Genomic DNA, 26,357 nt, shown 5'->3' on the forward strand with positions numbered 1-26,357 from the left:
TTTATATTGAAAAATACTACAACTCAGTAAGAAGGCATGGCACCCTAGGGTATAAAAGTCCCATGCAGTACGAACAATTTAATTAAACCCCGTGTCTACTTTATCGGGGTCAGATCACATTACTCTTGTAACTTGTAACTTGTAACTTTCCCCTCAATCTCGCTAAAGCACGACCTACAACGCGCGAAACAAGTTTCACGCCTACGAAAGAAAACATTAGGCGCTAGGAGTCAGGCTCTAGGACGCGATGTAAAATCGCTGCTACTTGTTCGGCGTTGAAACGCCTCCTAAAAACTTTGCTCTCGTAACTCGCTAACTTTACTCTCGCAACTCGCTAACTCGTCACTTATTTTTTGCTTAATTTAATGAACGCGATATGCTGAAGCAACGAATAAAGCATTACATGGGGGTAGCAAATGAATCTCAATCAGGTGACGTTACCTGTAAAGGATATGAATGAAGCGGTGGCTTTTTACTTAACACTAGGAATGATTCAGATTGTAGATACCCCGCATTACGCACGCTTTCAATGCCCAGATGGTGATGCCACATTTTCACTGTCATTAGAAACCGGTAATTATAATAATAGTGCGGTAATTTATTTTGAACATGAGCAGCTTGATGAGCTCTATGCAAGCCTTGTTGAAAAAGGCATTCGCTTTGAACAGCCACCTACTGCCCAGCGTTATTTATGGACGGAAGCAATTCTAAAAGACCCATCAGGGAATAAAATTAAATTGTATTGGGCGGGAGAAAACCGTTTAGACCCACCATGGAAGGTAGAAAAGAGAGGATGATATGTAATGAATATTACAGCAAAAGTTACATTCTTATTCTTAGATCGCCCCCCTCATGCATTTAGATATACTGGAAGTGGTTGTTACACTCGAATTTCGTATTTGAACCGTGTTGATACCAGCTGTAGACTTATTTTTGAAGAGGGTAAAGAGTTCTTTGATGGAGAAACTGCTGATATATTTATAGAAGTGTTGGATTCATCTGCTCATCAAGGTATGTATATTGGTATGCCTATTGAATTGTTTATATGTCATACAAAAATAGCAGAAGGCCAGATATCAAGCTTATTTTGAGAGTAACCCATGAATTTAAACAAGTGCTTTGAGGTTAAATGGTGGGCTAGATAACATTTATAAATAAATGCACAAGCATTATTGAATTAGGTTTACTAGAGCATCCAGCTGCTCAAGAGAAAGTGAAAGCTATAAAAGAAGAAATTATCGAGTTGGATCGTAAATTTTCAGGTTCAGTTAGATTGCAAAGAGCTGCTTGATATTTATAAGTTTTAAATTGGAGGCGCTAGGGTCTAGGTCCTAGCGCCTAATAGCTAAAAACCTTACTGCTTTTCTTTCAGTAGTTGTTTTAGTTCAGCTATTTCAGCTTGTAGCTGAGCAATTTGCCCTTTGGTTGCTGGCATGTCGGCATCAGATGTTTGCTCTTCACGGGCGTTACGATGCTCTTCAGACATGACCTCTAAAATCGCACCAACCATCATGTTTAAAAATACAAAGGCCGTTAAGAAGATGAAGGTTAGATAAAAAATCCAGCTGAGTTCATACACAGCCATCGTTTCATACATAACATCGGTCCAATCCTCGAACGTGGCGATTCTGAACAGGGTGAGCATCGAAATAGACACATCACCCCACAGTACTGGATTTATATCAGCAAACAGCATGCTACCCATGGCGGCATAAATATAGAAGATCACGAACATGAGCAGGGCAATATAGCCCATTTGTGGAATGGCTTTTAAAAGCGAGTTAACCAGCAGTCTAAGCTCTGGGATCATAGATACAAGTCGCAACACGCGGAAAATACGCAGTAATCGAGCGATAAAAATTGTTGAGCCTGCTGCAGGGTAAAGGCTACCCACCACGATTATAAAATCGAAAATGTTCCAACCTTTGCTGAAAAAGTCTTTAAAGCCTCGGCTTGCGATAAAGCGGATCACCAGTTCAACTAAAAAGAATACCGTGATACCTAAGTCCATCCAATGTAAGGCAAGCTCAACTGTTGGATGTAACGAATAGGTGTGTGCCCCCACAGTTAGTGCTGAAATAACAATGACAGCAATAACAAATGATTGAAAAATTTTACTTTTATCGATACGCTGAAACAGCTGTTGTAACTGCGACAACATCATATAGAACCCTTTGGTTGTAATATTTAAACCCACGCAATATACAGGAAATTGCAGCACCAATGTATAACTACATGAAGGAAATTTAATGTTTTTTAACGCTTTAAAATTAGCCGTGATTGCAATGCTTGCTGTGGTTTTATCAGCGTGTAGCTCAGATGCCCGTTATCATGAAATTCAATCAGCGCGCTTAAGTGAATGCAATCATATGGCAGATAAAGAGTACCATGAGTGTGTAAAGCGCCAGCAAGATAGCTACGAAGAATTTAAAAAACAACAAGCAGAACATGACTAAAACTGAAAAGCGCCTAGATAAGGCTATTCGAGAGGCTTTAACGCAAGCCTGCGAACAAGCAAAAGAGCACGTACACGAATTTTCATGGTTAACGCATACTGCTGATCTAAAAAAGCTACCGCAATCACTAAAAGTCAGTTGTTATTGTAAAGAGCTGCCGATAACCGTTGAGCAAACCCAGTTAATTAGCAGTCTAATTATCAAAGAATTGAGTGCAAAAGATTTAGCTATCAATGTAAAAGCAATTTCATTTTTAAAGGAATAATAATGTACTTAAATTTAGACCCTAAACAGATGGTTAGATTAAATCGAGCTCTTGCTGTGTTGTTTAGTGGTGTAGGCGTGTACGGCTTGCAATCTGATTCATTACCTATTTCACCTTATACCTGCTTTACCTTGGCAATTGCATGTGTGGTGCAGGCTTATTACTCAACAGAAAAATTTGCAGCCAAAGCAGCGCTTAGTAATACAATCACTGCAACAGACACAAGCCTAACGGTTAAGCAGGTGTACTACCAATGCGAAAAAGAAGAGATACTTGAATTAAGTCGTATTTCGCAATTGAAAGTTGCTGATAACTATTTAGCTGTCATATTAGATGGCAACGGGCAAGGTTATGACTTTCAAATAAAGGGTAAAGCCGAAGCCATCACTGAACGTTTGATTGAGGTATTGCCAAAGGCGCTGCTTAAAAACAGCCCAATCGAACAGGTTTAATTTGGTAAGCCAGCGGCAAATGGCTATAATCGGCAAAAATTATTGAAAGAGATATAGCAATGGCAGTGCCTACGCGTTCACAAATTTCAATTGGCTGCGAAGTCAACATTGTATTAAAACAAGATCAACGAACAGGTCAGTTAACTCAAGGTGTGGTATCACGTATTTTAACTAAATCACCAAATCACCCGCATGGTATTAAAGTACAGCTTGATGATGGTCAAGTAGGGCGCGTGAAAGAGATTTTATCATGAGTGTTTTAAGCGAAAGTGAATTTTGGCAACTCGTGACTGCCGAAGATAAAACTGCCGAGCCTGAGTCTGTTTGTAATGCATTAAAAGCAAAGCTTACTGATTTATCTGACCAACAGCTGATGGAGTTCGATAAGCAGTTTAACCTACGTATGCGTAAAGCTTATACCTGGGATTTATTTGGCGCTGCATATGTGATGGCCGGATGTAACGACGATTATGGTTTTTCTGAGTTTTTATGTTGGCTTATTTCACGTGGTGAACAGGCTTTTTTGAAAGCGCTTGAAAACCCAGACTCAATTGCTGAGTGTACGCCTGTTTATCATTTAAACGAACAGCCTTACCCGTATTTAGATGAGTACGATTTAATTGCCGGTATGCTTTACGAAGAGCGTAATGATGACGAATTACCCTTTGTACCATCTGGCCTTGAGCAGCCAAAAGGTAAACGCTTTAAAGATAAGGCCAAGTTTTTAAAGCAAACCTATCCAAATTTATACGCCAAATATTGGCAACAACCGAACTAATTAAAAGCACCTAAGGGTGCTTTTTTATGCGCTAATACTTACTTTTCTATAGCTTTCAGAAATTTTTAGTACCTATATTTAATCATTTTGTGGTATCTTATTCACGCTATATTCAGCTAATTTAACAATATAAATCAGCAGGCTAAGTTTAGTTAGTTTGCTTAACACATATCAAAGGAAATGACGGTGTCAGAAAACGTATATCAAGCACCAGAAGCAAACCTTGCTACAGCGTCAACAGAAACAACTACCTTAAGCATGAAAGAAATCTTATTTTCTTTTAAAGGACGTATTCCTCGTAAGACTTATTGGTATTCTTTCTTAGGTATTATTGTAGCTTCATTTGTTTTTATGTTCGTAGTTGCATTATTAACAGGTGGTAATGAAACAGCAATCTCTGTAATCACACTCATCTTTTATATCCCGCTTATGTGGGTTTCGCTTGCGGTTCAAGTTAAACGCTGGCACGACCGTAATAAATCAGGTTGGTGGGTGCTGATTGGCTTAGTTCCACTGATTGGTGGTATTTGGGCGTTAATCGAAAATGGCTTTTTAGCAGGTGATGAAGCTGAGAACCGTTTCGGTAAACCAACTAGCTTATAAGCTTTACTGTGTGCTCTGGATATCAGAGCACACAAAACAAACGTGTCTAATGAAGCATTTAACAACGATTCAAATAGCTCGATTTATTATCAGCTTTAGTTGGCTTTATCATGGGCTGATGCCAAAACTAATTCATATTGCTCCTCTTGAATTAAAAATGACGGCCAGTTTTGGCTTCAATGCTGAAATCTCAACGCTCATCACCCGAGCAGCTGGCATAGGTGAAATTATATTTGCCGTACTGTTTTTTATCTTCTACCGTTCAATCTTAATCAATATTCTCAACATAGTCGCTTTAGTTGGACTAATGCTGTTTGTTGCCGTTTTACAACCCGCACTTTTAATCGAAGCGTTTAATCCTGTGACCACAAATCTTGCCATGATCGCCTTTAGTCTTGTGCTCATTAAAGAGCAAAAAGCTTTAAACAAAAACACTAGACCGAGTAACAACGCTTAATTTCGTCAATCATGGCATTTGCTAAAGGCGAGCTGGCATTTGTTTTTGAGGTGATCAATACCACAGGAATATCGTAGTGATATTTACTCGGTTGAATAGCTCTAAAAATACCTTTATCGACCCAGAACTGTGCGTAGTGATCGGGTAAATATCCAATAAACTCACCCGATAAAATTAAATGTGCAATACCTTCATCATGATAAGCAACAGCACTATTTTGATAGTTTAAACCGTCGTTTCGGCTTTCTTTATCACGCATGTAGTTACTGGTAATCACTTCGGCTTCTTTAATGAGCTCATTTATTTGTTTTTCTTCACACTTAAATAATGGGTGACCGACTGCGCAATACAAAAAGTTAGTTTCATTGTGTAGTGCGGTGTAATCTAACCCGCGAATATGATGGCGGCTAACACCAATTCCCACTAATGAACGGCCATTGGCTACTGCGGTTTCTACCTCTCGTGCCTCGCACACATTAATATCGAACTGAATGTTTTTACCTTTGCCCTTTAACTTTGCGATTACGCGGGGAATAGCACAACGTGGGTCGCTGACCATGGTATCTATCATGGCAATACTTAAACGCCCCGATAACTCGTTTTTAGAGCTTGCTACGGTATTAGCAAAGGCTTCGCATTGCTGAAGTAGCTCAATCGATGCCTGATAAGTGATGGCGCCAGCGTCTGTTATTTCAAAACCACTGCGGCCACGTTTACATAATTTAATGCCAAGCCTTACTTCTAAATCTGATAAATGCGCACTAATGGTGGAGCGGCCAATATTCAAACGTGACTCTGCGGCTGAAAGCCCGCCACACTCAACAATTGCTACAAAAACGCGCAATAAGCGCAGGTCTACGTCATGAACTTGCATAGCTCTTCTTTTAGTTCGATAAATCTGGAATGAATAACGATAATTATGCATTTGTAAAACAACTAGAGCAAGCTAGACTCCATCTAAATAAAACTTAATCCTGTTCTTTAGGAGTTATAAATGACATTTAAGTATGGTGTTGACCAGTTAACGTTAGACAGCGTTAATGCTATTGCAGCCGGTACGTTACAGGCAGAGCTTTGCCAAGAAGCAATTAATAAAATTAATAAAAGCCGCCAAAACGTAGACAAAATGGCTGCCTCAGATAAAGCCATTTATGGTATCAATACGGGCTTTGGCCCATTATGTGATACACAAATTTCTCCAGAAGAAACTAACCTTTTACAAAAGAACTTATTGATCACACACGCTGTTGGTGTGGGTGAGCCAATCGCTAAACCTATTTCAAAGCTGATGCTAATCACCAAAGTACATGCATTAAGCCAAGGTTTTTCAGGTATTCGTTTAACCGTTGTTGAGCGTATGCTTAAGTTTATTGAACTTGATATTATCCCAGTTGTTCCAGAGCAAGGCTCAGTAGGCGCATCAGGCGACTTAGCACCGTTATCACACTTATTCTTACCTCTTTTAGGTGAAGGTGAGTTTTGGGTAAACGACACAATCAAGCCAGCAGCAGACGTATTAAAAGAGCACGGTTTAGCGCCTTTAGATTTACATGCTAAAGAAGGCCTAGCATTAATTAACGGTACTCAGTTTATTTTATCGCATGCCATTACTGCGCTTACTAAAATGCGTTACTTATTAGACCTTGCAGATATCGCAGGTGCTATGAGCATTGAAGGTATGCAAGGTAGCGAATCACCGTTCCGTGAAGAGTTACACGCAATTCGTGCTTTTAAAGGTAACGTTGAAGTTGCAGCGCGCATGCGTAGCTTTTTTGCAGGCTCTGAAAACATGGCTTCACACACTGATTGTGACCGTGTTCAAGACCCTTACTCATTACGTTGTATTCCACAAGTCCATGGTGCATCACGTAACGCGTATTACCACTTAAAAGAGCTTGCTGAAACAGAAATGAACTCTGTTACAGATAACCCAATTGTGATCAGCGAAGAAGAAGCTATTTCGGGTGGTGGTTTCCACGGCCAACCACTTGCTATGGTTTTAGATTACGCATCAATCGCAGCGGCAGAGCTTGGTAACATTGCTGATCGTCGTTGTTACTTATTGCTTGAGGGCTTACACGGCTTACCGCGTTTGTTAACGACATCGGGTGGCTTAAACTCTGGCATGATGATCCCGCAGTATGTGACTGCGGCACTGGTAACAGAAAATAAATCATTGTGTTTCCCGCCATCAGCAGACAGCGTACCAACATCAATGGGTCAAGAAGATCACGTATCTATGGGTAGTATCTCTGGTCGTAAGTTAAACCAGATTTTAGGTAACCTTGATAAAATCTTTGCAATTGAGCTGATGTATGCAGCGCAAGCAATCGAATTTAGACGTCCTAACAAGTGCTCAGACATCATTGAAGAAAACTTTGCGCTAATTCGTAGCAAAGTTACCAAACTAGAAGAAGACCGTTTACTTAAGCCAGACATTGATGCCATGGTAGAACTTGTTAAATCGCAAGCGTTTAAAGTTAACTAGGGAGTAAATAATGACTTTTCAAGAACAAATTAAGCAAGGTATCCCAAGCATATTGCCAGAGCCAAAACCGTATCCAAGTGATGCAAACCGTGCTCCAAAACGTAAAGACATTTTATCGGCTGACGAAAAGCAATTAGCGATTCGTAACGCATTGCGTTATTTCCCTAAAGAATGGCACAAAGAATTAGCCGCTGAATTTGCTGCTGAGCTTAAGCAATTTGGCCGTATTTATATGTATCGCTTTAAGCCTAACTATGAGCTTAAAGCGCGCTCAATCAGCGATTACCCGGCTAAATGCGAACAAGCTGCCGCGATCATGTTAATGATCGACAATAACCTTGATCCAGCAGTAGCACAGCACCCTGAAGAGCTTATCACTTACGGTGGTAATGGTGCGGTATTCCAAAACTGGGCGCAGTACTTATTAACCATGAAGTACTTAAGCGAAATGGAAGAAGACCAAACGCTACACATGTATTCGGGTCACCCTATGGGATTATTTCCATCATCAGTTGAAGCACCGCGTGTGGTTGTGACTAACGGAATGATGATCCCGAACTACTCAAAGCCGGATGACTGGGAAAAATTCAATGCACTGGGTGTAACTCAATACGGTCAAATGACTGCGGGTTCATTTATGTACATTGGCCCACAAGGTATTGTTCACGGTACAACCATTACGGTAATGAATGCGTTCCGTAAAGTGCTCGAAAAAGGCGAATCACCAAAAGGTAAAATCTTCTTAACTGCTGGTTTAGGCGGTATGAGTGGTGCGCAGCCTAAAGCGGGCAACATTGCTAACTGTATCACCGTGTGTGCTGAGGTTAACCCTAAGGCGGCTATTAAGCGTCATCAACAAGGTTGGGTTGATGAGCTAATTGATAACATGCCGGAGCTTGTTGAGCGTGTACGTACGGCACAGCAAAATGAAGAAGTGGTTTCAATTGCCTTTATCGGTAACGTGGTTGATGTATGGGAAAGCTTCTTAGCAGAAGATATTTTCATTCACTTAGGTTCAGACCAAACTTCACTTCACAACCCTTGGTCAGGCGGTTACTACCCGGTTGATATCAGCTATGAAGAGTCAAATCGTTTAATTCGCGAAGAGCCAGAAGTATTTAAAGAAAAAGTACAAGCGACGCTTAAGCGCCATGCCGATGCTGTTAACAAACACAAGGCAAAAGGTACTTACTTCTTTGATTACGGTAATGCGTTCTTGCTAGAAGCATCACGCGCTGGTGGCGATGTAATGGCTGAAAATGGGATTGATTTTAAATACCCATCTTACGTACAAGATATTCTTGGTCCAATGTGTTTTGACTACGGTTTTGGCCCATTCCGCTGGGTATGTACGTCAGGTAAACCAGAAGATCTTGATAAAACAGATGCGATTGCTGCAGAGGTTTTAAATAAAATCATGGCGGACTCGCCTGAAGAGATCCAACAGCAAATGCAAGACAACATCACATGGATCAAAGATGCGAAGCAAAACAAACTGGTTGTTGGTTCGCAAGCTCGTATTTTATATGCCGACGCACAAGGCCGCGCTGAAATTGCTAAAGCGTTTAATGATGCTATTAATCGTGGCGAAATTGGTCCGGTTGTTCTTGGGCGTGACCACCATGATGTAAGTGGTACTGATTCACCTTTCCGTGAAACATCAAACATTTATGATGGTAGCCGCTTCACAGCAGATATGGCGATTCACAATGTAATTGGTGATGGTTTCCGTGGTGCTACTTGGGTATCTATTCACAATGGTGGCGGTGTAGGCTGGGGCGAAGTGATCAACGGCGGTTTTGGTATGCTACTAGACGGTAGTGAAGCTGCCGAGCGTCGTTTGAAGTCTATGCTCTTATTTGATGTAAACAACGGTATTGCTCGTCGTAGTTGGGCGCGCAACGAAGAAGCCAATTTTGCGATTAAACGTGAAATGGCGCGTACCCCTAAACTTAAAGTGACCTTATCTAATAACGTTGATGATGACGTTTTATCAAACTTAGATTTCTAGCTTCTGTTTAAATCAATTAACCAGCTCAATGTTTTCAACACCGAGCTGGTTATATTGTTTTCTGTAAGGCTTTATCGACTGCTTTTAATAAAGAAGATTTTGTAGATGGCTTTGTAATATAGGCAGTTAAGCCAAGAGAGGCCCATTTACGGATGATGTCTTTGTTTTTATTGGCGCTAATTGCAACAACGGGTAAGTTCTTACAATTTGGGATATTGCGTATATTTTTGGTTGTGTTGTAACCATCTAAATTGGGCATAAATAAATCCAATAAAACCATAGAAAAACGTTCTTTTTTTAGAATTTTGATAGCGTCTAGTCCGCTTTCTACAGGTACAACTTGATATCCTTCACTCATTAATATTCTAGACACCATTTCTCGGTAAAATTCGTTATCTTCTACAACCATGATTTTCACTACGTTTTTGGTTTGCGTATTACTTGGCTGTATCTGTTGTTGCTCAGTTGAACTGCTAGAGTGATTAAGGCTATCTTTAGGAGCCTTATTTTTTGATTCTTGTACTACTTCTGTAGTTTCAGAGTTATCTTTTTCGTTTAACAGTGCAGAAAGTTCAGCAAGTGAAAAGCGCTTTTCTTTTAATCGTTTTTTAAGTTCATCGGCCACTGTTTCAAGTTGAGATTCTAGAGAGTCAATCAAAGGTGCGAGATGCTCTTTTTGTAAATCTTGCAGCAATTGTTCTTGTAATGCATTTATGCCTTTTTGGTTATTCAGTTTTTCACGAGCGTCATTTAAAGTTACAGAGGCTTTGCTGTGATAGTTTGCGGCTTCATCAATTAGGCATTTTAATTCATCGTCAATTTTACCAAAATGTTCATCTCTGAGCTTTTTTACCTCTGTTTTGCTCTGCGTTCGCTTTAATGCTTTGTGCAAAATCATTTTTAAGCGATAGTTTTCATACATGGGTTTATAAACGAAATAATCCGAAAAAATACCTTTAATACAGCATTTGAAGGCAATTCCTGACTCTTTATTTTCGCACAGAAGGATATTCTCATGGGGGTAATTTAAAAGGCCTGCTTCAGCAAGTAGCTTATAACTTTCAATGCTTTTTGAAACGGTCTCTCGTGCAAGAATAATAAGCTTTGGCTCTGTTGTTGCGATCACTTCTTCGGCATCTTTATGCTCTACTAAAGTTCTAAATTCATCAACTTGTGAAGAAAGCACTTCAACCGCTCCAGTTAACTCTGAAGCTTTGTCACATAAAATGATGACTAATGGGCGTCGTTGCGCATGGTCGACTTTTTTTTGCATTAATTATGGCTCATTGATTAGTCGTATTAAAGAGAACTTGAGCAGGATACTACTTTTTGATGCTGAAAAAGTTGTAAAAACTCAGTTTGTGAACATGGCTTAAAGTAATAAAACCCTTGAATTGCCTTTACACCTAGGCTTTTTAATAAAAGAAGATCTTCTAATTTTTCAACGCCTTCGGCAACAATATCGAGGCCTAGTTTATGTGCCATTTCACAGGTACTGACTACGATTGCTTTTTTACTTGTATCATCGGCACAGCCATTAACAAAACAACGATCTATCTTTAGTTCATCAAAGGGGAGTTCATTGAGTTGCTTCATTGAAGAATAGCCTGTGCCAAAATCATCAATTGATAATTTAAAGCCTTTTAATTTAAACCTTAACAGAACGTCTAATGAAGAACGTATATTGTTAATAATATTGCTTTCAGTAAGCTCTAGGGTGATCTGTGAAGTCGGTATAGAGGCATCGGAACAAATGTGCTCAAGTTTTTCAGGGAGGTTAATATCACTTAGTTCATTGGCACTAATATTAAAACTAAATGGTAACCCTGATAATAGCGTCCTGTTGATTGACCACAAATTGACAGTTTGTTTTAAGAGCTGTTCTGTAAGCTCAGCTGTGTGATTTTCATTTTCTAGTGTTTCAATAAAGTAAAAGGGTGAAACAATCCCGTTTTCTGGGTGATTCCACCTTGCAAGCGTCTCAACACCAATAATCTTCTCAGTTTTACTACATACCTTAGGCTGTAAGTAAGCGAGATATTCGTTTTTATAAAGCGCGCTGACTACTTCTTCATTGGAATAAGTAACACCTTTCTTTTGTGACGGGGGAGTTTCATTAAATTGGTAAAGTTTTTTATATAAATCAGCTAGCTTACTAACAGATAAAGGCTTTTCAATGCATGAGATTATATTTAACCCATGAAGCGATGCGAGCGAGGCGGCATTTTTAAGAAAAAGACTATTTTCGCCACTCAATAAAGCTAACGGCTGCCTAACATCTAGTTCGCTCAGCTTTCTCAGCATTTCAACACCATCAATTGAGGGCATATTCATATCTAACAAAATAAGAGAAGCTTTGTGGAGTTTTTGGCTTGATAAAGCCTTAAAGCCACAATCAAACCCGATGAAATTACAGGGTGTTTGATTTGCAATTAAGAACTCTAACTGTGTTAAAACGAGCTGGCTATCGTCTATGGCTAGAATCAAAGGAGTATTCTCCAACATACGTTCTACCCTTGGGTACTTTAATCAGTATTATCTAGTATAGATGCAATTTCATCTTGTGCACTTTTGAAAAGCAATTTACATTGTGCAATTAGAACTTCGATGTTTTGTAATGATGTTTGCTGACTTGCTTCCTCTAACTGTTGTAGTTTATCTGCCAAAATAATACTCCCGACTGTTTTTGCAGAGGTTTTAAGCTGATGTGCGATATCTTTGATATTCTGAATTTCTTGAACGCTCAATTGGTTAATGAGCTGCTCTGTGTCGGTCACAAACTTTTCGAGAAATAACTTCTGAAGGCTTACATCTGTTCCTACATAGTTTTCTAATATATCTAGACGAATAAATGGCCCCTCATCAAGGTGATCTCTATCTGAAGTGGCATCTTTTTTTTCATTCTTAACAGACTGCATCGGCTTAGGGTTTAACCACCGTTTTATTTTCTTATTTAACTGTTGCAATATTATTGGCTTTGCTAAGTAGTCACTCATGCCGCATGCTAAGCAAGCCTGTTCTTCACCTTCTAAAGCATTTGCAGTCGCTGCGATAATCGGTATTGGAGATAAGTTATTTTGTTTTTCAATAATTCGTCTTTGTTTTGTAAATTCGTAACCATCCATCACGGGCATATGACAATCAGAAATGATCAAAGAAAAGTCAAACTGCTCTAGTAGTTGCAGTGCTACCTTACCATTATCTGCAATCAGGCAATGAAACCCTAAAGTTGCTAATTGCCGCTTAAATAAATCCTGGTTATAAATATTATCCTCAACTACAAGTATAAGTTGCTGTAAACGTTCGGCTTCTTTAATGCTTGGCAATGCGCTTTTAGAGTTTAAACTAGGAGCTTCTTTACTTTCATCAGCTATTTTATTTTCTAACTTTGCAATTAGCGCGCTTACCTTAGAGGCGTAATAAGGGTATAAGGGGATGCTAGATATATTCATACTACTTGGTTTAGGCAATTGATCTTGGTTATTATCAAGTAGAATGTAATGGCATTGACTGCCATCTACAAACAGTTCCTTCCCCTCTGTAGTGAATTGTTGGAAAGACTCAGCAGTAATAATGAGGTAATCGTAGCTTTGGCTATCGATCAATTGCGCATTAAATAGCTCTCTTGGAATGATTTCACAATCAGCTTGTAATCTTGATAGGTGAGAACTTAAGTCAACTTCATACTTATCTTCGTCACCAATAATAGCAATCTTAGTTTCTGCGAGACTAAATGTAAACTCAGCACACTTTTGATTTACGTTTAGAGGTAACTTAACAATAAACTGGCTACCAACACCTTCGAGGCTTTGACACTGAATTTCGCCTTGCATCATAGTTACTAGCTTATTTGTAATAGATAACCCTAAACCTGTACCACCATATTGGCGTTGAATACTATTATCTGCTTGCTCAAAAGGGGTAAATAGTTTTTTAACTTGCTCATTAGACATACCCTTTCCGTTATCTTTTACGTTTATTAAATAACTGTCTTGTTGAACACTCTTGGAAAAATCGACTTCTACTACGCCAGATAAAGTTGCCGTTGTTTTGGTAAATTTAAGTGCGTTTCCAAGTAGGTTAAGTAGTATCTGCCTTAATCTAGTAGGATCACCAAACTGATTAATTGCTAACTCTGAACTGAAATAAAAGGCAAGTTTTAATTTTCTATTATTGGCTTGATATGCAAGGAGTTCTGCTAACTCATGGATTAAATCAAGCCAGTGAAATGGGACGCTCTCTAATTGCATTTTACCTGCTTCTATTTTAGAGAAGTCTAAAATATCATTGATTATACGCAGTAAAATTAATGCCGAGCTTTTTGCTACATGTGCTAAATGATGTTGCTCAGGATCTAACTGAGATTCGCTCAACATATCAAGCATGCCAATTACACCGTTCATTGGAGTTCTGATCTCATGGCTCATAGTGGCTAAAAACCTAGATTTAGCCTCATTTGCTAATTCGGCATTTATTTTTGCTGTTTTTAATTCTTCAGCTGAATTAATGTTATTAGTAATATTTGTTTGATAAATAAGCGTGTATTTACCTAAATCAGTATTGATATTCTTAAGTAATATCTCGAACCAATAGTCCGTAGAGTCAACAATATATTTGCATTTTAATGAGCAACAATACTCATCTGATGAAGCACTGTGATGTAACATATTTAGCAATTCATCTTTTTCGGTAAGCGGTAAGCTTGTTATAAATTCTAGTACATTTTCTTGCTTTTTAACTTCTACACCCATGAATGAAGTTGTATTTGCTTGACTAGGAGTGAGTGGATCAGGGTAAAGGTTTTTCATTGTTATTTTTTGATTACAATCAAGCATAATTATCGAGGCTGGAAAAGCGTTTATAGCCTCTTGTAATAACTTTTCTGTAGAGCGTTTAATTGTTAGTAATTTCTGCGCTTCTTTTCTTTCTTCTTCTACCTCAGTCATTTTATTCAATGCTTCTTTTCGTGCAGAGTCTAATGCCAACTGGATTTGTTTTTGCTTTTCTGATTCATTCACTTGAGCAGTTGTCTCTTTAACTACACCTACTAAAGCATAAGCTTTTGAGCTTTGTTTATAGCGGATTTTAGAGACAAGGCTGAAATGCCTCACTCTGCGACCTTCAAGTATTAATTGTAACTCTGAGGTTTCAGTCAAATTTTGCATTTTTAGTCGGTTGACAATCTTTCTGCGTTGCTCTTTATTGAAAAGTTTTAAAATAGTTTTTATTTTTGTAAATTCAGTATCTAAAGAAAGATCAAATAACTTTCTAAACCCATCGGAAGTATTAACAAGCTTTGTATCTATATCTAGTTCAAAACTACCAATAGCAGCAAGCTGCTCCGAAGCACTCATAAAGAGCTGTCTTGTATTGATGTTATCTTTAGCGAGTAAAGCTTGTTTTCTGCTTTTTTGTTGCGCTTTATTACTTACGTATAACGCAATTAAAAACAAGAAAAATACAGCTCCAACTTGCCAAAAGAACTTACTTTTTATGGTGGCTAAAAACTCATTTTTATTCTTTGAGCTTTCGTACACATAGCTTCCTAAATTTAATTCATGATCCCATATAAAAGCACTTAGCAATTCTGCGTTGATATCTTGGTTTACTTGTCTATTCATAAGCAGTTTGAATGCAGGTAAGTCGCTTTTTATAAAGAAGCCCGAACTAGGCTTGTTTTCTAAAGTAAGGAGCTGCTCTCTTGATTTTGCGATTAAATGATTAAGACTGATCTCATAAACTATAAGTGAGTTACCTAACCCATTTGATGACAGTTTTAAACCAGCAATAAGGTAAATAACACCAGAAGATGGTGTTTCTATTGCTTTTGAGATAATTCGGCCTTCATTGATTGCGTTACGCTCAGAGTGAATGATTTGCTCTATATTTGCCTTACTTAGAAACTGTAAATCAAGAGGGTTCGCAATATCCATTTCATAAAAGTTTAAATGAGTATGTCTCTGCTTAGATGTTAGCATTTTTAGCATTTGTTCTACTTTCGGCGTTTGCCAAAGTAGATCAAAAGTATATATATTATCTACCGCTTGAAAGTTTAAGTTTCGTAACATTTCAAGATGTGACTGGTATTTTAATAGTTTTTGACTTGCAAAGTGCTCTACAACTAATACAGACGTTATGCCCAAAAATGTAACAATAAGTTGAACAGTCGTTGCTATTTGATGGTTTATGCGTTTGTCTTTAATTAATGATAGCTGCCTTATAACCATATAGACTGAAATTAAGCATAAAACTCCACCAATTAATGCTTTTATTAGTGCATGAGATGAACTTATTTCACTTTGAAATTTTAGCTTTTTTGCACTGATTTGTATTTTAGCTATTGTGTCTTTACTGTACTCGATAAGGTTATCTAGGTACTGCGTGCTGATATCCCACCATTGAAATTTTGTCACATTGTCAACAGGTGAAGCACTTGATAGAGAGTTAATTAGATCATTAATGAAATGCTTGTTTTTGGAGTCATAGATACCGCCAGATTGACCTTTAAACAAGTTCTTAGTTAATGAGTTATGATGAGAGTGAAGGCTCAATGCTTCGCGTAATACATCAAATCTAACTTGTTCGTCTTCAGATGTTAAATACCTAGCTATCTTCGCTCTGAGTTGCCCGCCCAATTCTATAGCTCTAAGTGTTGAGTATAAATCCATGGTTTCTGAAGGGGGCTCTTTGGATTGGCGGCTAATGAAGTGTTGCTCCGCCTCTACAGTTCTAACCTTTTTTAATAGCAAGTTAATTAATACAGAATAACTTTTAAAAATGCTTTCCTTACTTTTACTTGCGAGCTGATTCTCGTTCCTGATTGATCTTATTTCAGATTCTATCTGTGTAGCAAACTCCTTAAAGTAACTTGCTTGATCAGCGGCTTTTACATCGTTGATAGCAATGTTAGTCGCTTCGATATAACTATTTAGGCGCTCTGAATAATCTTTTTCTCCTTTTAGGCCAGTCGACATTCCACGCTCGCGTTGTAACGAAAAGACAAGGTCATTTATTTTGCCTAAGCCTTGAACGTTAGCAATGTACTGATTAAGGCTTTTGTTCAAAACTTTATGTCGGTTGTAATTATTAATTTCAATGTAAAATAGTGAGATGCCAATAATTGATGTGAAAAAATACAGGAAGAACTTCATAAATAATTCTTACTATTGCCTGTTAAAAATGATTAATTAAAACTATAGTTTATAAATATATCCTGTCTAATGGCGATTAAATGAAGAGTCCTCAACAAGCTGAAAACGAAAAATTAAGGCTTGAATATTTAAACTCACTAAATTTACTTGATTCTGAAGCAAATATTGATATAGATCGCATTACAGACTTTATAGCTAAACTTTATTATGTGCCTATTGCGCTAGTGAGTATTGTAGATTCACATCGTCAATGGTTTAAATCTAAAGTAGGGCTTGAAGTACAAGAAACAGTCAGAGATATCTCATTTTGTGCTCATGCAATATTGGGCACCGATCCCCTTATTGTAAGTGACACATTTCTTGATGAGAGGTTTTTTGATAATCCACTAGTCATAGGTGAACCCTATATTCGTTTTTATGCTGGTGCACCTTTGATTTCGAAAACTGGAGTCGTGCTTGGCACTTTATGTATTATTGATATAGAGCCAAGGGATTTTTCACAGGGTGATGAAAATATCTTAGTTAAATTAGCATCAGATGTTATTAAAATTATTGAAAGTTAATAACACTTTTAGATTCTCCATCTTATTTGTTGTACTTATCAGGCATTTTACCATTAGAAGTTTATATATCTATATTGTGTTACTACAAAAGGCCATGTTGTAACTGCAACATAGTATTTTTTATTGCCAAAAATTATTAAATAGCGCATCGTTTAAGAGGCGTTTTTACGCCGAACATTAAAGGTTCACGGCTGAAGCCGATTCTATGTGAAAATATCTACGGTTTTTGTCGCCATAAATGACGACCTACATGGGCACTCGTAGGCGTGAAACGTGTTTCGCGCGTTTGTAGGTTCGTAAGTTCTGCTTTAGCACGTTAGATATAAATTTTAAGGTTAATACACAAATGGATTTAGATGAATTAAATGCTTACCTCGCAAGGTTGCATGGGCAGGCAACAGTTGAAAAAATTAATGTACCAACAGAACAAGCTTCTGGTTCCTTAAAAATAAAGTTTAATGGAGATATTGGTACTAGAGACAACGGGGAAATAGAAGTTGAGTTTTTTGATGTTGATTCATTAAGTTTAGCATTTAGTTTAGTTGGGCCTATTAAAATCGTTATCTCAAATGAGCTTCTATCAAGCTACCTAAATGAGAATTACCTTGAAACAAGTTTTAACTTTTATCAATTAGTTGATGATGTAGGAGTTAAATGGTGGATTTATGCCAAAAACTTTAGAGCAAAAAAATTGCCTGCTTTTTACAAATAATGTTTAAATTTCCTAGTCTATTTTCGACTGTAAAAAATAACTTAAATTAAAGGTTCTCATGAACGAACAAGATCAGACAGCTTTAGACAACATTGAACACTTTGGATGCCATGTTTTGAAAGTTATGGAAGGGGAAGATACGCCTGAATTTACTTACTCAATTGGTATTAATAAAAAACAGAAGAAACCAGATTTAATCATCTTAGGCCTAGATAATTCCTTAGCTCACTCAATGATTAATAACTACAAAGATCGGTTACTTAAAGGTGAGGTTTTTGAAGTAGGTAAATTTTATAGTGATTTTCTTGAAGGTTTCGATGTGACTTTCGTAGATGTAGACAATTCACATTACAATGAATACTTAGGTTATGGCCTATGGTTACATAATGGAAGTAATTTTAAGATGCTTCAAATGGTTTGGCCAACAACAAAAGGTTTATGGCCATGGGATGAAGGCACTTCTGATTATTATCAATGGGCACAACCTATATTAAATAAGACAGGAATAATCGAAAAAGTTTGTTTGTAGGGGGGGGAACACCGAATGTTTAAGGTTCACGGCTGAAGCCGTTCCTACGTGAAAATTTCCACGGTTTTTGTCGCCATAAATGACGACCTACATGGGCACTCGAAGGCGTGAAATGTGTTTCGCGCGTTTGTATTTAAAAAGTAGCAGTATAAAGCTGCTGCTACTTAAGGTGCATGGTCTCAATGATCATCGACTCGCAACTTTAATCATCTTTCTTAGCTTTTTTCGCGAGAATTTCGACTTCAGCTTTTTCGGTTACACCTGCCATACTCAGGGCTGTGCTGCCTACCGATTCATATTCAAGTTTGATTTTATCGAGTTTGGCGTCGTTTTTGTCAGGTAAACTTAAGCTACGTGATGACATTCCTTTGGTTAAAACACCAAGGTTATCAAACACCTTTTCTTCACCGGTATTCATAATAACTTTAATTTTCTTAAGATTCACAGTGCCATGAGTACATTTAATTTTAATATGGCTGTAACGACTGCTAGTGATTGGGTTAACAGTATCGGTTTCGCTTTTGTAGCTTACCTTTTTCTCGGCAATCGATTTCCATTCGTCATCACTCGCCAGGCTTTGCATGCTTGTTAAAGCAAGAAATGTCGTTAAGGTAATTAGTTTGATTAATTTCATAAGATTCCCTCCAAAGATGTCACTTTAAAATTTATAGCATATAAACAGCTTCGTTTCCTATGAGAAGTTAAATCACAGAACTAATTTCATGTTTTAGTCGTATTAACTAGTAGGTAATTAATTCACCAACCATAATCAGCATGCTATGCTAGTTAAGTGTCTATAAGTTTATGGATTTTCAATGAGATATTACTTTTGTTTAGTGTTTTTTTTGTTTTCAACATCGTCTTATGCAAGTGCTTTGCTTGATGTAAAGCCAAGCAATAAAACGCAGTTTTTGGCTTTGATAAAAGATAAACAAGGCAATTATAAAGTAAAAGAGGGTAGCGATGCGGTTTGCCAAAACGCATCCTTTGCATTGATAAAAGAACCTACGCAAGGCTTTAGGTTAGGAACGTTAATCGACTTTAGTGACTTACATAACGGAACCCAAGTGAAGAAGATCCCTAACTATTGTGTTGTCAGTTCGAAGTTAAAATACTTTGTAAATGGCATTGTTAGAACCAAGCGCTATTTTCGCTGTGATAATGAAGACGATAATGGTTCAACAACAGAAGATCTGCGTTTTAAAGATAATGGCAATATTACTTACACGCTGAGTAAACCTGACGTGTCTTGTGTGTTTGAAAAGCAATAATTGTATGCCTCGCGCAATTTTAAGCCTATGATGGGCTTTATTTTTACTTGAAAATCTTATGACTAGCCAATTTATTCAAGCATTTTTAGTACTTGCTGCTTTTTATATAGCAAGCCTTATTATTGACCGTGCTATTAAACAGTTTCAACGTCGCTTTGATTCAACCGCTCTTGAATCTTTCCGGCTGATTTCTAACTCGCAGCGCGCTATTTTATTATTTATTGGTATTGTGCTGGCGTTATCGAAACTGGGTTTTGACGTAGCCGCGTTAGTTGCCGGCTTAGGCCTAACAGGCTTTGCTCTAGGTTTTGCGTTGAAGGATGCTATTTCAAACCTAGTAGCAGGTGTCATGATTGTGCTTTATAAACCCATTAAGCTTGGTAATTACATTGAAGTGAGTAATTCAAAGGGCACTGTGATTGACCTTAATTTGCGCTATATCACAATTAAAGGCGAGGGAGCGGTGCATTTAATTCCTAATTCTTTAATTTTAAGTAATAAAGTGTCAATCATTAATCGCGAAGACGATTAATCACAAACCTTAGCCATAAAAAAAGCAGCCTAGGCTGCTTTTTTAAGTTTTAGCAAATTACATTTGAGATTGCAGGTAATTCTCAAGCCCTGCGGTTTTGATTAACTGCTGCTGTGTTTCAAGCCAATCAATCTGTTCTTCTTGCTCATTTAAGATGTTATCTAGCGCTTCACGGCTGATGTAATCTTTTTTCTCTTCAGCAAGTTTAATTGCCGCTTTAAGATCAGGTAGAGAATCAAGTTCAAAGCTCATGTTAGCTTCGATCATTTCTTCAGAGTTTTCACCAATACGTAGGCGACCTAAATCTTGTAGGTTTGGTAAACCTTCTAAAAACAAAATACGCTCAATCAAACGGTCAGCATTTTTCATTTTTTGAATAGATACTTTGTAATCAGCTTTGTCTAATTTAGAAAAGCCAAAATCTTTAAACATACGAGCGTGTAAAAAGTATTGGTTAATACCTACTAATTCATTCGCTAATACTTTATTAAGTGCAGCAATGACGCTTTTATCGCCTTTCATACAATTAGCCTCTATTCGCCCATTTGAGATTGATGGTAGTTTTGGCTACCAATTTTGTCGATTAGACCAAGCTGTTGTTCTAACCAGTAAACATGATCTTCTTCTGTATCAAATAATAGCTTTTCAAGCACTTCGCGTGATTGATAGTCTTTTTCTTGCTCACAAATTGCAATTGCTTCTTTGACACAGTCAACCACTTCTAGTTCAAGTGTTAAATCGTTTTGCATCATGCTTTTCACGTCTGAGCCAATTAATAGATCACGACGTTTAGTCATGTTTGGTACGCCTTCTAAAAATAGAATACGTTTGATCAACCAATCAGCGTGATCTTTTTCTTCTTCCATCTCGTGGTTAAGACGCTCATACAGCTTATTTAGGCCCCAATCATCATACATACGAGAATGAATAAAGTATTGATCTATAGCGGCTAATTCGTTTGCGAGTAGTTTGTTAAAACTATCGATGACTTTTTGGTTACCTTTCATAATGCTGTCCTCGAATTCCAAGTTGCGGTAATTGTAGTATATAAAAACAAGATTGCAAACTTTTTCCTTTGTAAATCAGTTGTTTACTATTGAGTGTGATTCTCGTTTAAGTTTGCGTTAATGGTTGATAAATGAACAATTTATCGTTTCTATTCTTAAATGAAAAAAGCCCTTACTAAGAAGGGCTTGTTGTTCTAAACAAAGTTTAATTTAGAAACTATAGGTTGCACCAAGTGTCACAGTGGTACCTAAACCTTTAATGTTATAGCCACCGTAGGTGTATGACTGGGCACGGGCAGGGTAGTAATCATTGTTAAATAGATTTTCTACACCCATAAACGCTTGCCAGTTATCGCTAAAGTTATAACGGCCGCTTAGGTTAAATAGGTTGTAGCTGCTAATTGGCCCTTGGTCGCCAACATAGTCGCCGTCTGCATTTGGTTCAAAGCGTTTGCGTGAACCCACATATAAATAACTCACCGTCAGTGATAATTCATCATTAGGCTGCCAGTTTAAGTTAGCAGTGCCTTTTGGTGGGCTTATTTGGCGCGAACCTAAGTAAATGTCGTCTTCGGTGTTTTTACCTTCAACATAGCTGTAAGTTGCAACCAGTTTTAGAGTTGGGTTAATTTTATAATCAACTAATGTTTCGTAACCCCAAATCTCTTGCGGTGCACGTACCGGCTCATACACACCGGTTACTTCATTAAAGCTGTTTGTGGTGCCAAACTCTGATGTACTGCGATAGGCTGCAAATTCAAAACGTAAGTCATCAAACTGTGAGGTAAAACCAATTTCATAGTTATCGATGATTGATGCTTCTGTTTGAATTAAGCCAATATCATTTACCGTTGCTGCACGTAATAGGCGGCCAATATCTGAGATATCAGAGCCTTGTGAATAATTGGCAAACGGGCTGAAGGCCTCAAGTAAATTGTATTTCACACCTACATTATAAGTGGTTGCATCATAATCTATGGTGTCACCCTTTACACTAAGCGGCACTGAGCACTGTGTTTCTGAGCGGCAAAGCTTTAAGGTTTCATAGTCATCAACGGTTAAATCAATGCTCTCTTGGCGCACACCCGCTTTAATAACTAAATCATTATTGATAACCCATTTTGTTTGTAAAAAGCCAGCAAGGCTTTCCATATCCATTTCTGGTACCCAAACACGGCCATCTACAAGTGGCTGAGACGTCACATCATTCAGTGCATCTAGGCCATAAATGAAGGTAGCTTCAACATTGTCAAAATCAACAAGGGTATTAAAGGTAGCGCGCGCCCCTTTCTTTTCAGAGCGAATAATTGATTGGCCGCCTTCGTAGCCTTCGTCTGGGTTCGCTAAGTTTGTAGAAAAGAAAAACACGTTCTCGATGTCTTGCATGTAAAGATCGAGCGTCATTTGGGTATTAGTAAACAGGGCATAGTCTGTGTATTTTAAGGTAATGTTTTCGTTACCATCTGGGCCTTGTGGTTTACCTTTCTTTTGCAGCTCTTTAGGTACATGAATGGCATAGGTTTTTTCGCCATCGTTTAGGTTACCAACTACGTCACCTAAATCGGTTTTTTGTTGAGAGCTAAAGTAGTTATAGCTAAATTGCAGTTGCTTCTCATCGTCAAAATCATAACCTAGTTTGGTGAAGTAGTTTTCGGTTACTGCATCAGATAAACCATACTGTAAGCCAAGAATATCGCCTTCTGCGTCACGTTGAACACCATTTTCTTCGTAACTTGCGGTAAATAAGTAGCTAACTTTATCTGCTCGGCCGTTAATCGCTGCAGAGACACGGGCACCAGCGCTTTCTTCAAGTTTTACTGCACTAAAGCGTGAAGATAGGCTAATTTCACCTTCAGGCTGACCATCACTTGTTGCTTGTTTTGTGATGTAGTTAATAATACCGCCCGATGCACCATTACCATAAACAGAGGTAGCCCCTTTGATCACTTCAATACGTGCAATGGCACTTGGGTCGAGTGTTTTGACCCCTAACGAACCGTTTCTGAGTGGTGTAGATTGTGGCACACCATCAATCATCACAAGTGGTGCACGGCCACGTAAACTCTGACCTGTATTACTCGAACTACCTGTATCAGGTGCAAGACCAGGTACCATTTGCGCAAGTAAGCTTTGTAGTTCTGGATTAACTTTTAAATGCTCTTCAATTTGCTTTTGGCTAATAATCGTGACAGAAGCGGGTACTTCATCAATGCTTTCAAATACACGGCTGCCCGATACAACAACGTGTTCCATTTCTTCTGCGGTAAGTTTTTTATTGATGGCATTATCAGCAAATGATTGGCCGCTAATTGCAAGAGCGACAAGAGTAAGTGAGGTTTTTAACATGCTTGTCCTTGTTAAATCGGTATTTATTATGTGATTGTGCGGCAGTCTAAATGTAAAGAAGTGTAAAGGCAAGGCTAATGATAATTGTTTGCAATAATTGGCTTTATTGTTTTGTACCTACTTTTAAATTAGTTATTTAGCAAATAGCTATTAGGTTTAGCAGGACTGTAGCTGTGTTTTTATACCAATCCGCTTAATTAAGTAGTCTATTTTGAGGCAATAAAACCTCGTTGATAACAAGGCAAAAATTTCGTTATTTAGTTGTTCTAAATGAGAAATTTTTAACGCCGTTAGCGACAGGTTTAATCCCTCAAAATGATTAAGTATTATTGCGGGTTGGTATTAGCTGGCACTAGTTTAAAAAGCGTTTTAAGTCGTCAGGTATAGGCATTGGTTTGAAAGGGCTAACATTAGTGCCGCCGGTGTTACCGAGTGGTACCCAAATACGCGAAAATACAATTGAAGCAGCCATACGAACAAATTGGCCAATTATTTCCTTGGTATTATGGGTTTTAAAACCAATTTTACACATCCACCAATGTGAGTAAGTGTGCGGAATAATATAGCTTTGACCGAGAATATGAGCCCGCTCTAAGTGATAAAAAGCGGTTGTGTAATCTGCTTTCTCATAACTAGTTCTAGCCAATATCATTTCGGTGTTAAAGGCATTTTTGAGCTCATTATTCATGGCGAATGGTATGTTTAGTAATGGTTGTTTATTTGTAATGACGTTTGTACCAAAAGTAAACACCTGAAATCGTGAAAAACAACGGTGATAAAGCAAATAGTAACCACAGTAATTGCACGACAGAGCCTGCAAAATCACCAATATGAAACTTATATTTAAAGTTCCATGTTTGCGTGGTCCATGAGCTTTGGCTGGCATCATAGCTTGCAACGATATCTGCTGAATATGGGTTCGCCCATACCCAACTATAGGCATGGCTTTCACCCGGGTTCTCTATTCTAAAACCTATGTTATCAGTTGGTTTTTTCGGTAAATAAATTCTAAATAACTTACCTTCAGGAAATACAGTTTGTGCGTTATCAAACGCTTTTTGCACTTGTAAAGGCGTGTCCGCTAAAGGGGGAATGACGGCTGGTGGTTTAGGTCTATCTTCAACTGTACCTTGCATCACAAATTCTAATACGGCTTTGGTTTGTGGTTTCCAGTTAAACGCCATACCTGTGTAGGCAATTAAAATGAGTGGAATTAAAAAATACACACCCAGAACGGTATGTAGCTGATACATCAGCACTCTAAATTTTGCTTTACGCTTAATAGCCAAACGTTTTATACGATTTTTTGGCTTAACCCAAATATAAAAACCGAGCAGAATCTCAAAAATGAGTATTAGAGCACATACCGAAACCCAATTTCTTAGCGGGCGGTTCTTATCGGCATCTTCATAAAGCAACCAGCGGTGCAAAGCCATGGTAAAACCATAAATCGTGCTGTAGTAATCGTACTCATGTAGAACTTGACCATTGTATGGGTTAACACTGACATAGCGGTTATTAGCTAACTGTAATTGCCAGGCAAGATCACTGCGCTGCTCAGGCATTAACAGGGTAACCGGTTGTTTAGTTGAAGCTGAAACATGTTTTATGAGGCTATCAAAATCAAGTGCTGAAGCCGCTGGTGTTACAGTCCATTTATCGCTTTGAGTAAGGTATTGAATGTCTTTTGCGTAAATAAGCAACGCACCGGTCAAACTTAAACAAATCAAAAATAAACCGCTTACTAAGGCAAGCAATAAATGCGTACGACGTAACCACAACTTCAACAAGGTTTGTTCCTTCAGTTTGCTGTTAAAACAAAACTGAATAGTAAATGATAACGCGTAACATTTACACTAAAACTTGTTCAATGGTGCAGCTTTCAATTGCAAAGTTATCATGCAAAAAGTGACGTATTTCATCGTTATTGATGTTGTGCTTGGCACTAAACTTTAGCTCGCAATGAAGGTGATGATCGTCTATTTGCCACGTTTTGAGATAATCAATATTAGTGATGGCAAATTGGGTTTTGAGCTCAGTAATAGCTGCTGTTAAAGCAAAATTATCAGGGGCTGCCTGCATCAAAATTTTACTGCTCGCTATTAGCAGCAAAATACCATGGTAAATGACATACACAGAAATCAGCATAGTGGCAATTAAATCAACAATATACCATTGATAAAGAATAATTAAGGTACCCGCTATTATCACCACAACAGACGCTAATGCATCAGACACATTATGTATAAACGCAGCACGAATATTCATACTGTCTTTAGCGCCTGCTTTGTAAGTTAAAAGAGCGGTGACAAGATCAACAACTAGCGCAAAACCCGCAACCCAAATGATGATCCAACCATCAATGGGCTCAGGGTTTAAATAGTTGGAGATAGCTTCAATAATTAGGTAACCACCAATCACAATTAAACTTAAACTATTAAATAAGGTTGCTAAAATTTCAGCGCGTTTATAACCGTATTGATAACGATCATTGGCAGGTTTGGCACCAATTTTTCGGGCAATTAGGGCAATGAATAACGACGAGGCATCACTTAAATTATGCAGTGCATCAGCAATTAACGATAAACTGCCAGAAACAAGGCCGCCAATCACCTGAGCGACAGTTAATAACACATTGATTGCAACTGCCAGCATGAGTTGGCGGGTGCTTTGGTTATTTGTATCGTGATGATGGTGGTGGTGTCCGTGTCCCATAAAAATACCGAGTTATTGATT

The 26,357-nt window shown here is 38.1% G+C and carries 29 protein-coding genes; 17 read left to right on the forward strand and 12 right to left on the reverse strand.

The features are described 5' to 3' along the window. The first annotated feature begins 5 nt into the window (after positions 1 to 5). The 3 genes from ISP07_RS20785 to ISP07_RS16960 all read left to right on the forward strand — a co-directional run bounded on the left by ISP07_RS20785 (position 6) and on the right by ISP07_RS16960 (position 1,091). Positions 6 to 86, forward strand: coding sequence for an IS3 family transposase (locus ISP07_RS20785; protein WP_420706869.1), 81 nt, complete (start codon positions 6 to 8; stop codon positions 84 to 86). A 330-nt stretch (positions 87 to 416) separates the two neighbouring features. Next, on the forward strand, positions 417 to 797 hold the full coding sequence (locus tag ISP07_RS16955) for a VOC family protein (RefSeq protein ID WP_209328320.1): 381 nt from the start codon (positions 417 to 419) through the stop codon (positions 795 to 797). Between the two features lie 6 nt (positions 798 to 803). Further along, a complete protein-coding gene (locus tag ISP07_RS16960) occupies positions 804 to 1,091 on the forward strand; it encodes a hypothetical protein (protein ID WP_187491129.1) in 288 nt (95 codons plus the stop codon). Positions 1,092 to 1,354: 263 nt separating this feature from the next. On the opposite strand, the gene ISP07_RS16965 is transcribed toward ISP07_RS16960, so the two are convergent. Further along, positions 1,355 to 2,161, reverse strand: coding sequence for an ion transporter (locus ISP07_RS16965; protein WP_209328391.1), 807 nt, complete (start codon positions 2,159 to 2,161; stop codon positions 1,355 to 1,357). Between the two features lie 88 nt (positions 2,162 to 2,249). Between ISP07_RS16965 and ISP07_RS16970 the strand changes: the two genes are divergently transcribed. From ISP07_RS16970 to ISP07_RS17000, 7 genes are all read left to right on the forward strand, one after another. Beyond that, positions 2,250 to 2,456 (forward strand): hypothetical protein, encoded by a 207-nt coding sequence (locus ISP07_RS16970; protein WP_209328321.1) that lies wholly within the window; start codon positions 2,250 to 2,252, stop codon positions 2,454 to 2,456. After that, entirely contained in the window at positions 2,449 to 2,721 is a 273-nt protein-coding gene (locus ISP07_RS16975; RefSeq protein WP_209328322.1) for a hypothetical protein, read from the forward strand. The genes ISP07_RS16970 and ISP07_RS16975 overlap by 8 nt, the downstream gene beginning before the upstream one ends. A 2-nt stretch (positions 2,722 to 2,723) precedes the next feature. Continuing rightward, positions 2,724 to 3,173 carry a hypothetical protein gene (locus ISP07_RS16980; protein WP_209328323.1) on the forward strand — a complete coding sequence of 150 codons (450 nt, stop codon included), beginning with the start codon at positions 2,724 to 2,726 and terminating at the stop codon, positions 3,171 to 3,173. 59 nt (positions 3,174 to 3,232) lie between these two features. Then, positions 3,233 to 3,427, forward strand: coding sequence for a YwbE family protein (locus tag ISP07_RS16985; protein WP_036971837.1), 195 nt, complete (start codon positions 3,233 to 3,235; stop codon positions 3,425 to 3,427). Then, positions 3,424 to 3,951, forward strand: a complete 528-nt coding sequence (locus tag ISP07_RS16990; RefSeq protein ID WP_054552086.1) for a DUF4240 domain-containing protein — start codon at positions 3,424 to 3,426, stop codon at positions 3,949 to 3,951. Before ISP07_RS16985 ends, ISP07_RS16990 begins: the two co-directional genes overlap by 4 nt. Before the next feature lie 186 nt (positions 3,952 to 4,137). Continuing rightward, positions 4,138 to 4,554: a DUF805 domain-containing protein gene (locus ISP07_RS16995; protein WP_138599969.1), complete on the forward strand. Its 417-nt coding sequence runs from the start codon at positions 4,138 to 4,140 to the stop codon at positions 4,552 to 4,554. 49 nt (positions 4,555 to 4,603) lie between these two features. Continuing rightward, positions 4,604 to 5,011 carry a DoxX-like family protein gene (locus tag ISP07_RS17000; protein ID WP_209328324.1) on the forward strand — a complete coding sequence of 136 codons (408 nt, stop codon included), beginning with the start codon at positions 4,604 to 4,606 and terminating at the stop codon, positions 5,009 to 5,011. Here the strand turns inward: ISP07_RS17000 and ISP07_RS17005 are convergent. Next, positions 4,989 to 5,885 (reverse strand): LysR family transcriptional regulator, encoded by an 897-nt coding sequence (locus tag ISP07_RS17005; RefSeq protein WP_209328325.1) that lies wholly within the window; start codon positions 5,883 to 5,885, stop codon positions 4,989 to 4,991. The genes ISP07_RS17000 and ISP07_RS17005 overlap by 23 nt on opposite strands. 120 nt (positions 5,886 to 6,005) lie before the next feature. Between ISP07_RS17005 and hutH the strand changes: the two genes are divergently transcribed. Together hutH and ISP07_RS17015 are read left to right on the forward strand one after the other, a co-directional pair. Then, entirely contained in the window at positions 6,006 to 7,499 is a 1,494-nt protein-coding gene (gene hutH, locus ISP07_RS17010) for a histidine ammonia-lyase (protein ID WP_209328326.1), read from the forward strand. Positions 7,500 to 7,509: 10 nt separating this feature from the next. Beyond that, positions 7,510 to 9,510: a urocanate hydratase gene (locus ISP07_RS17015; protein ID WP_209328327.1), complete on the forward strand. Its 2,001-nt coding sequence runs from the start codon at positions 7,510 to 7,512 to the stop codon at positions 9,508 to 9,510. Between the two features lie 49 nt (positions 9,511 to 9,559). On the opposite strand, the gene ISP07_RS17020 is transcribed toward ISP07_RS17015, so the two are convergent. Genes ISP07_RS17020 through ISP07_RS17030 form a run of 3 tightly spaced genes read right to left on the reverse strand, consistent with a single transcriptional unit; the run spans position 9,560 to position 16,661 of the window. Beyond that, positions 9,560 to 10,783 (reverse strand): response regulator, encoded by a 1,224-nt coding sequence (locus ISP07_RS17020; RefSeq protein WP_209328328.1) that lies wholly within the window; start codon positions 10,781 to 10,783, stop codon positions 9,560 to 9,562. 26 nt (positions 10,784 to 10,809) lie between these two features. Next, positions 10,810 to 12,015, reverse strand: coding sequence for an EAL domain-containing protein (locus tag ISP07_RS17025; protein WP_209328329.1), 1,206 nt, complete (start codon positions 12,013 to 12,015; stop codon positions 10,810 to 10,812). 20 nt (positions 12,016 to 12,035) lie between these two features. Next, on the reverse strand, positions 12,036 to 16,661 hold the full coding sequence (locus tag ISP07_RS17030; protein WP_209328330.1) for an ATP-binding protein: 4,626 nt from the start codon (positions 16,659 to 16,661) through the stop codon (positions 12,036 to 12,038). An 80-nt stretch (positions 16,662 to 16,741) separates the two neighbouring features. Here ISP07_RS17030 and ISP07_RS17035 point away from each other — a divergent pair, with 80 nt between their 5' ends. The 3 genes from ISP07_RS17035 to ISP07_RS17045 all read left to right on the forward strand — a co-directional run bounded on the left by ISP07_RS17035 (position 16,742) and on the right by ISP07_RS17045 (position 18,465). After that, positions 16,742 to 17,224 (forward strand): GAF domain-containing protein, encoded by a 483-nt coding sequence (locus ISP07_RS17035; protein WP_209328331.1) that lies wholly within the window; start codon positions 16,742 to 16,744, stop codon positions 17,222 to 17,224. A gap of 346 nt (positions 17,225 to 17,570) precedes the next feature. Further along, positions 17,571 to 17,936 carry a hypothetical protein gene (locus ISP07_RS17040; protein ID WP_209328332.1) on the forward strand — a complete coding sequence of 122 codons (366 nt, stop codon included), beginning with the start codon at positions 17,571 to 17,573 and terminating at the stop codon, positions 17,934 to 17,936. 58 nt (positions 17,937 to 17,994) lie between these two features. After that, a complete protein-coding gene (locus tag ISP07_RS17045; protein WP_209328333.1) occupies positions 17,995 to 18,465 on the forward strand; it encodes a DUF4262 domain-containing protein in 471 nt (156 codons plus the stop codon). Positions 18,466 to 18,667: 202 nt separating this feature from the next. Here the strand turns inward: ISP07_RS17045 and ISP07_RS17050 are convergent, their stop codons facing one another. Then, positions 18,668 to 19,099 (reverse strand): hypothetical protein, encoded by a 432-nt coding sequence (locus tag ISP07_RS17050; protein WP_138599963.1) that lies wholly within the window; start codon positions 19,097 to 19,099, stop codon positions 18,668 to 18,670. 181 nt (positions 19,100 to 19,280) lie between these two features. Here ISP07_RS17050 and ISP07_RS17055 point away from each other — a divergent pair, with 181 nt between their 5' ends. Both ISP07_RS17055 and ISP07_RS17060 read left to right on the forward strand, forming a co-directional pair. Further along, positions 19,281 to 19,736, forward strand: a complete 456-nt coding sequence (locus tag ISP07_RS17055) for a hypothetical protein (RefSeq protein WP_209328334.1) — start codon at positions 19,281 to 19,283, stop codon at positions 19,734 to 19,736. Positions 19,737 to 19,794: 58 nt separating this feature from the next. Continuing rightward, complete coding sequence (locus ISP07_RS17060) at positions 19,795 to 20,268, forward strand: mechanosensitive ion channel family protein (protein ID WP_209328335.1); 474 nt, start codon at positions 19,795 to 19,797, stop codon at positions 20,266 to 20,268. A gap of 57 nt (positions 20,269 to 20,325) precedes the next feature. On the opposite strand, the gene bfr (ISP07_RS17065) is transcribed toward ISP07_RS17060, so the two are convergent. From bfr (ISP07_RS17065) to ISP07_RS17090, 6 genes are all read right to left on the reverse strand, one after another. Further along, positions 20,326 to 20,790: a bacterioferritin gene (gene bfr / locus ISP07_RS17065; RefSeq protein ID WP_054552095.1), complete on the reverse strand. Its 465-nt coding sequence runs from the start codon at positions 20,788 to 20,790 to the stop codon at positions 20,326 to 20,328. 11 nt (positions 20,791 to 20,801) lie between these two features. Beyond that, entirely contained in the window at positions 20,802 to 21,275 is a 474-nt protein-coding gene (gene bfr, locus ISP07_RS17070; protein WP_054552096.1) for a bacterioferritin, read from the reverse strand. A gap of 210 nt (positions 21,276 to 21,485) precedes the next feature. Then, entirely contained in the window at positions 21,486 to 23,621 is a 2,136-nt protein-coding gene (locus ISP07_RS17075; protein ID WP_209328336.1) for a TonB-dependent receptor, read from the reverse strand. 352 nt (positions 23,622 to 23,973) lie between these two features. After that, entirely contained in the window at positions 23,974 to 24,309 is a 336-nt protein-coding gene (locus ISP07_RS17080) for a DUF3703 domain-containing protein (protein ID WP_209328337.1), read from the reverse strand. Positions 24,310 to 24,337: 28 nt separating this feature from the next. Beyond that, positions 24,338 to 25,408: a PepSY-associated TM helix domain-containing protein gene (locus ISP07_RS17085; protein WP_209328392.1), complete on the reverse strand. Its 1,071-nt coding sequence runs from the start codon at positions 25,406 to 25,408 to the stop codon at positions 24,338 to 24,340. Between the two features lie 64 nt (positions 25,409 to 25,472). Continuing rightward, positions 25,473 to 26,336, reverse strand: coding sequence for a cation diffusion facilitator family transporter (locus ISP07_RS17090; RefSeq protein ID WP_209328338.1), 864 nt, complete (start codon positions 26,334 to 26,336; stop codon positions 25,473 to 25,475). Positions 26,337 to 26,357: the final 21 nt, after the last annotated feature.

This window comes from Pseudoalteromonas sp. PA2MD11 (genome assembly GCF_017808125.1).
Taxonomy (GTDB): Bacteria; Pseudomonadota; Gammaproteobacteria; order Enterobacterales; family Alteromonadaceae; genus Pseudoalteromonas; species Pseudoalteromonas simplex.

Excerpts from the sequence above, each read along its gene's own strand:
- ISP07_RS16990 (WP_054552086.1), top strand. The coding sequence starts at position 3,424 with ATGAGTGTTTTAAGCGAAAGTGAATTTTGGCAACTCGTGACTGCCGAA.
- ISP07_RS17045 (WP_209328333.1), top strand. The coding sequence starts at position 17,995 with ATGAACGAACAAGATCAGACAGCTTTAGACAACATTGAACACTTTGGA.
- ISP07_RS16960 (WP_187491129.1), top strand. The coding sequence starts at position 804 with ATGAATATTACAGCAAAAGTTACATTCTTATTCTTAGATCGCCCCCCT.
- ISP07_RS17080 (WP_209328337.1), bottom strand. The coding sequence starts at position 24,309 with ATGAATAATGAGCTCAAAAATGCCTTTAACACCGAAATGATATTGGCT.
- ISP07_RS17000 (WP_209328324.1), top strand. The coding sequence starts at position 4,604 with ATGAAGCATTTAACAACGATTCAAATAGCTCGATTTATTATCAGCTTT.
- bfr (WP_054552095.1), bottom strand. The coding sequence starts at position 20,790 with ATGAAAGGCGATAAAAGCGTCATTGCTGCACTTAATAAAGTATTAGCG.
- ISP07_RS16975 (WP_209328322.1), top strand. The coding sequence starts at position 2,449 with ATGACTAAAACTGAAAAGCGCCTAGATAAGGCTATTCGAGAGGCTTTA.
- ISP07_RS17060 (WP_209328335.1), top strand. The coding sequence starts at position 19,795 with ATGACTAGCCAATTTATTCAAGCATTTTTAGTACTTGCTGCTTTTTAT.
- ISP07_RS16985 (WP_036971837.1), top strand. The coding sequence starts at position 3,233 with ATGGCAGTGCCTACGCGTTCACAAATTTCAATTGGCTGCGAAGTCAAC.
- ISP07_RS17050 (WP_138599963.1), bottom strand. The coding sequence starts at position 19,099 with ATGAAATTAATCAAACTAATTACCTTAACGACATTTCTTGCTTTAACA.
- ISP07_RS16955 (WP_209328320.1), top strand. The coding sequence starts at position 417 with ATGAATCTCAATCAGGTGACGTTACCTGTAAAGGATATGAATGAAGCG.
- bfr (WP_054552096.1), bottom strand. The coding sequence starts at position 21,275 with ATGAAAGGTAACCAAAAAGTCATCGATAGTTTTAACAAACTACTCGCA.
- ISP07_RS17020 (WP_209328328.1), bottom strand. The coding sequence starts at position 10,783 with ATGCAAAAAAAAGTCGACCATGCGCAACGACGCCCATTAGTCATCATT.
- ISP07_RS16970 (WP_209328321.1), top strand. The coding sequence starts at position 2,250 with ATGTTTTTTAACGCTTTAAAATTAGCCGTGATTGCAATGCTTGCTGTG.
- ISP07_RS17055 (WP_209328334.1), top strand. The coding sequence starts at position 19,281 with ATGAGATATTACTTTTGTTTAGTGTTTTTTTTGTTTTCAACATCGTCT.
- ISP07_RS17090 (WP_209328338.1), bottom strand. The coding sequence starts at position 26,336 with ATGGGACACGGACACCACCACCATCATCACGATACAAATAACCAAAGC.
- ISP07_RS16965 (WP_209328391.1), bottom strand. The coding sequence starts at position 2,161 with ATGTTGTCGCAGTTACAACAGCTGTTTCAGCGTATCGATAAAAGTAAA.
- hutH (WP_209328326.1), top strand. The coding sequence starts at position 6,006 with ATGACATTTAAGTATGGTGTTGACCAGTTAACGTTAGACAGCGTTAAT.
- ISP07_RS17025 (WP_209328329.1), bottom strand. The coding sequence starts at position 12,015 with ATGTTGGAGAATACTCCTTTGATTCTAGCCATAGACGATAGCCAGCTC.
- ISP07_RS17030 (WP_209328330.1), bottom strand. The coding sequence starts at position 16,661 with ATGAAGTTCTTCCTGTATTTTTTCACATCAATTATTGGCATCTCACTA.
- ISP07_RS17005 (WP_209328325.1), bottom strand. The coding sequence starts at position 5,885 with ATGCAAGTTCATGACGTAGACCTGCGCTTATTGCGCGTTTTTGTAGCA.
- ISP07_RS17040 (WP_209328332.1), top strand. The coding sequence starts at position 17,571 with ATGGATTTAGATGAATTAAATGCTTACCTCGCAAGGTTGCATGGGCAG.
- ISP07_RS16980 (WP_209328323.1), top strand. The coding sequence starts at position 2,724 with ATGTACTTAAATTTAGACCCTAAACAGATGGTTAGATTAAATCGAGCT.
- ISP07_RS17075 (WP_209328336.1), bottom strand. The coding sequence starts at position 23,621 with ATGTTAAAAACCTCACTTACTCTTGTCGCTCTTGCAATTAGCGGCCAA.
- ISP07_RS17035 (WP_209328331.1), top strand. The coding sequence starts at position 16,742 with ATGAAGAGTCCTCAACAAGCTGAAAACGAAAAATTAAGGCTTGAATAT.
- ISP07_RS17015 (WP_209328327.1), top strand. The coding sequence starts at position 7,510 with ATGACTTTTCAAGAACAAATTAAGCAAGGTATCCCAAGCATATTGCCA.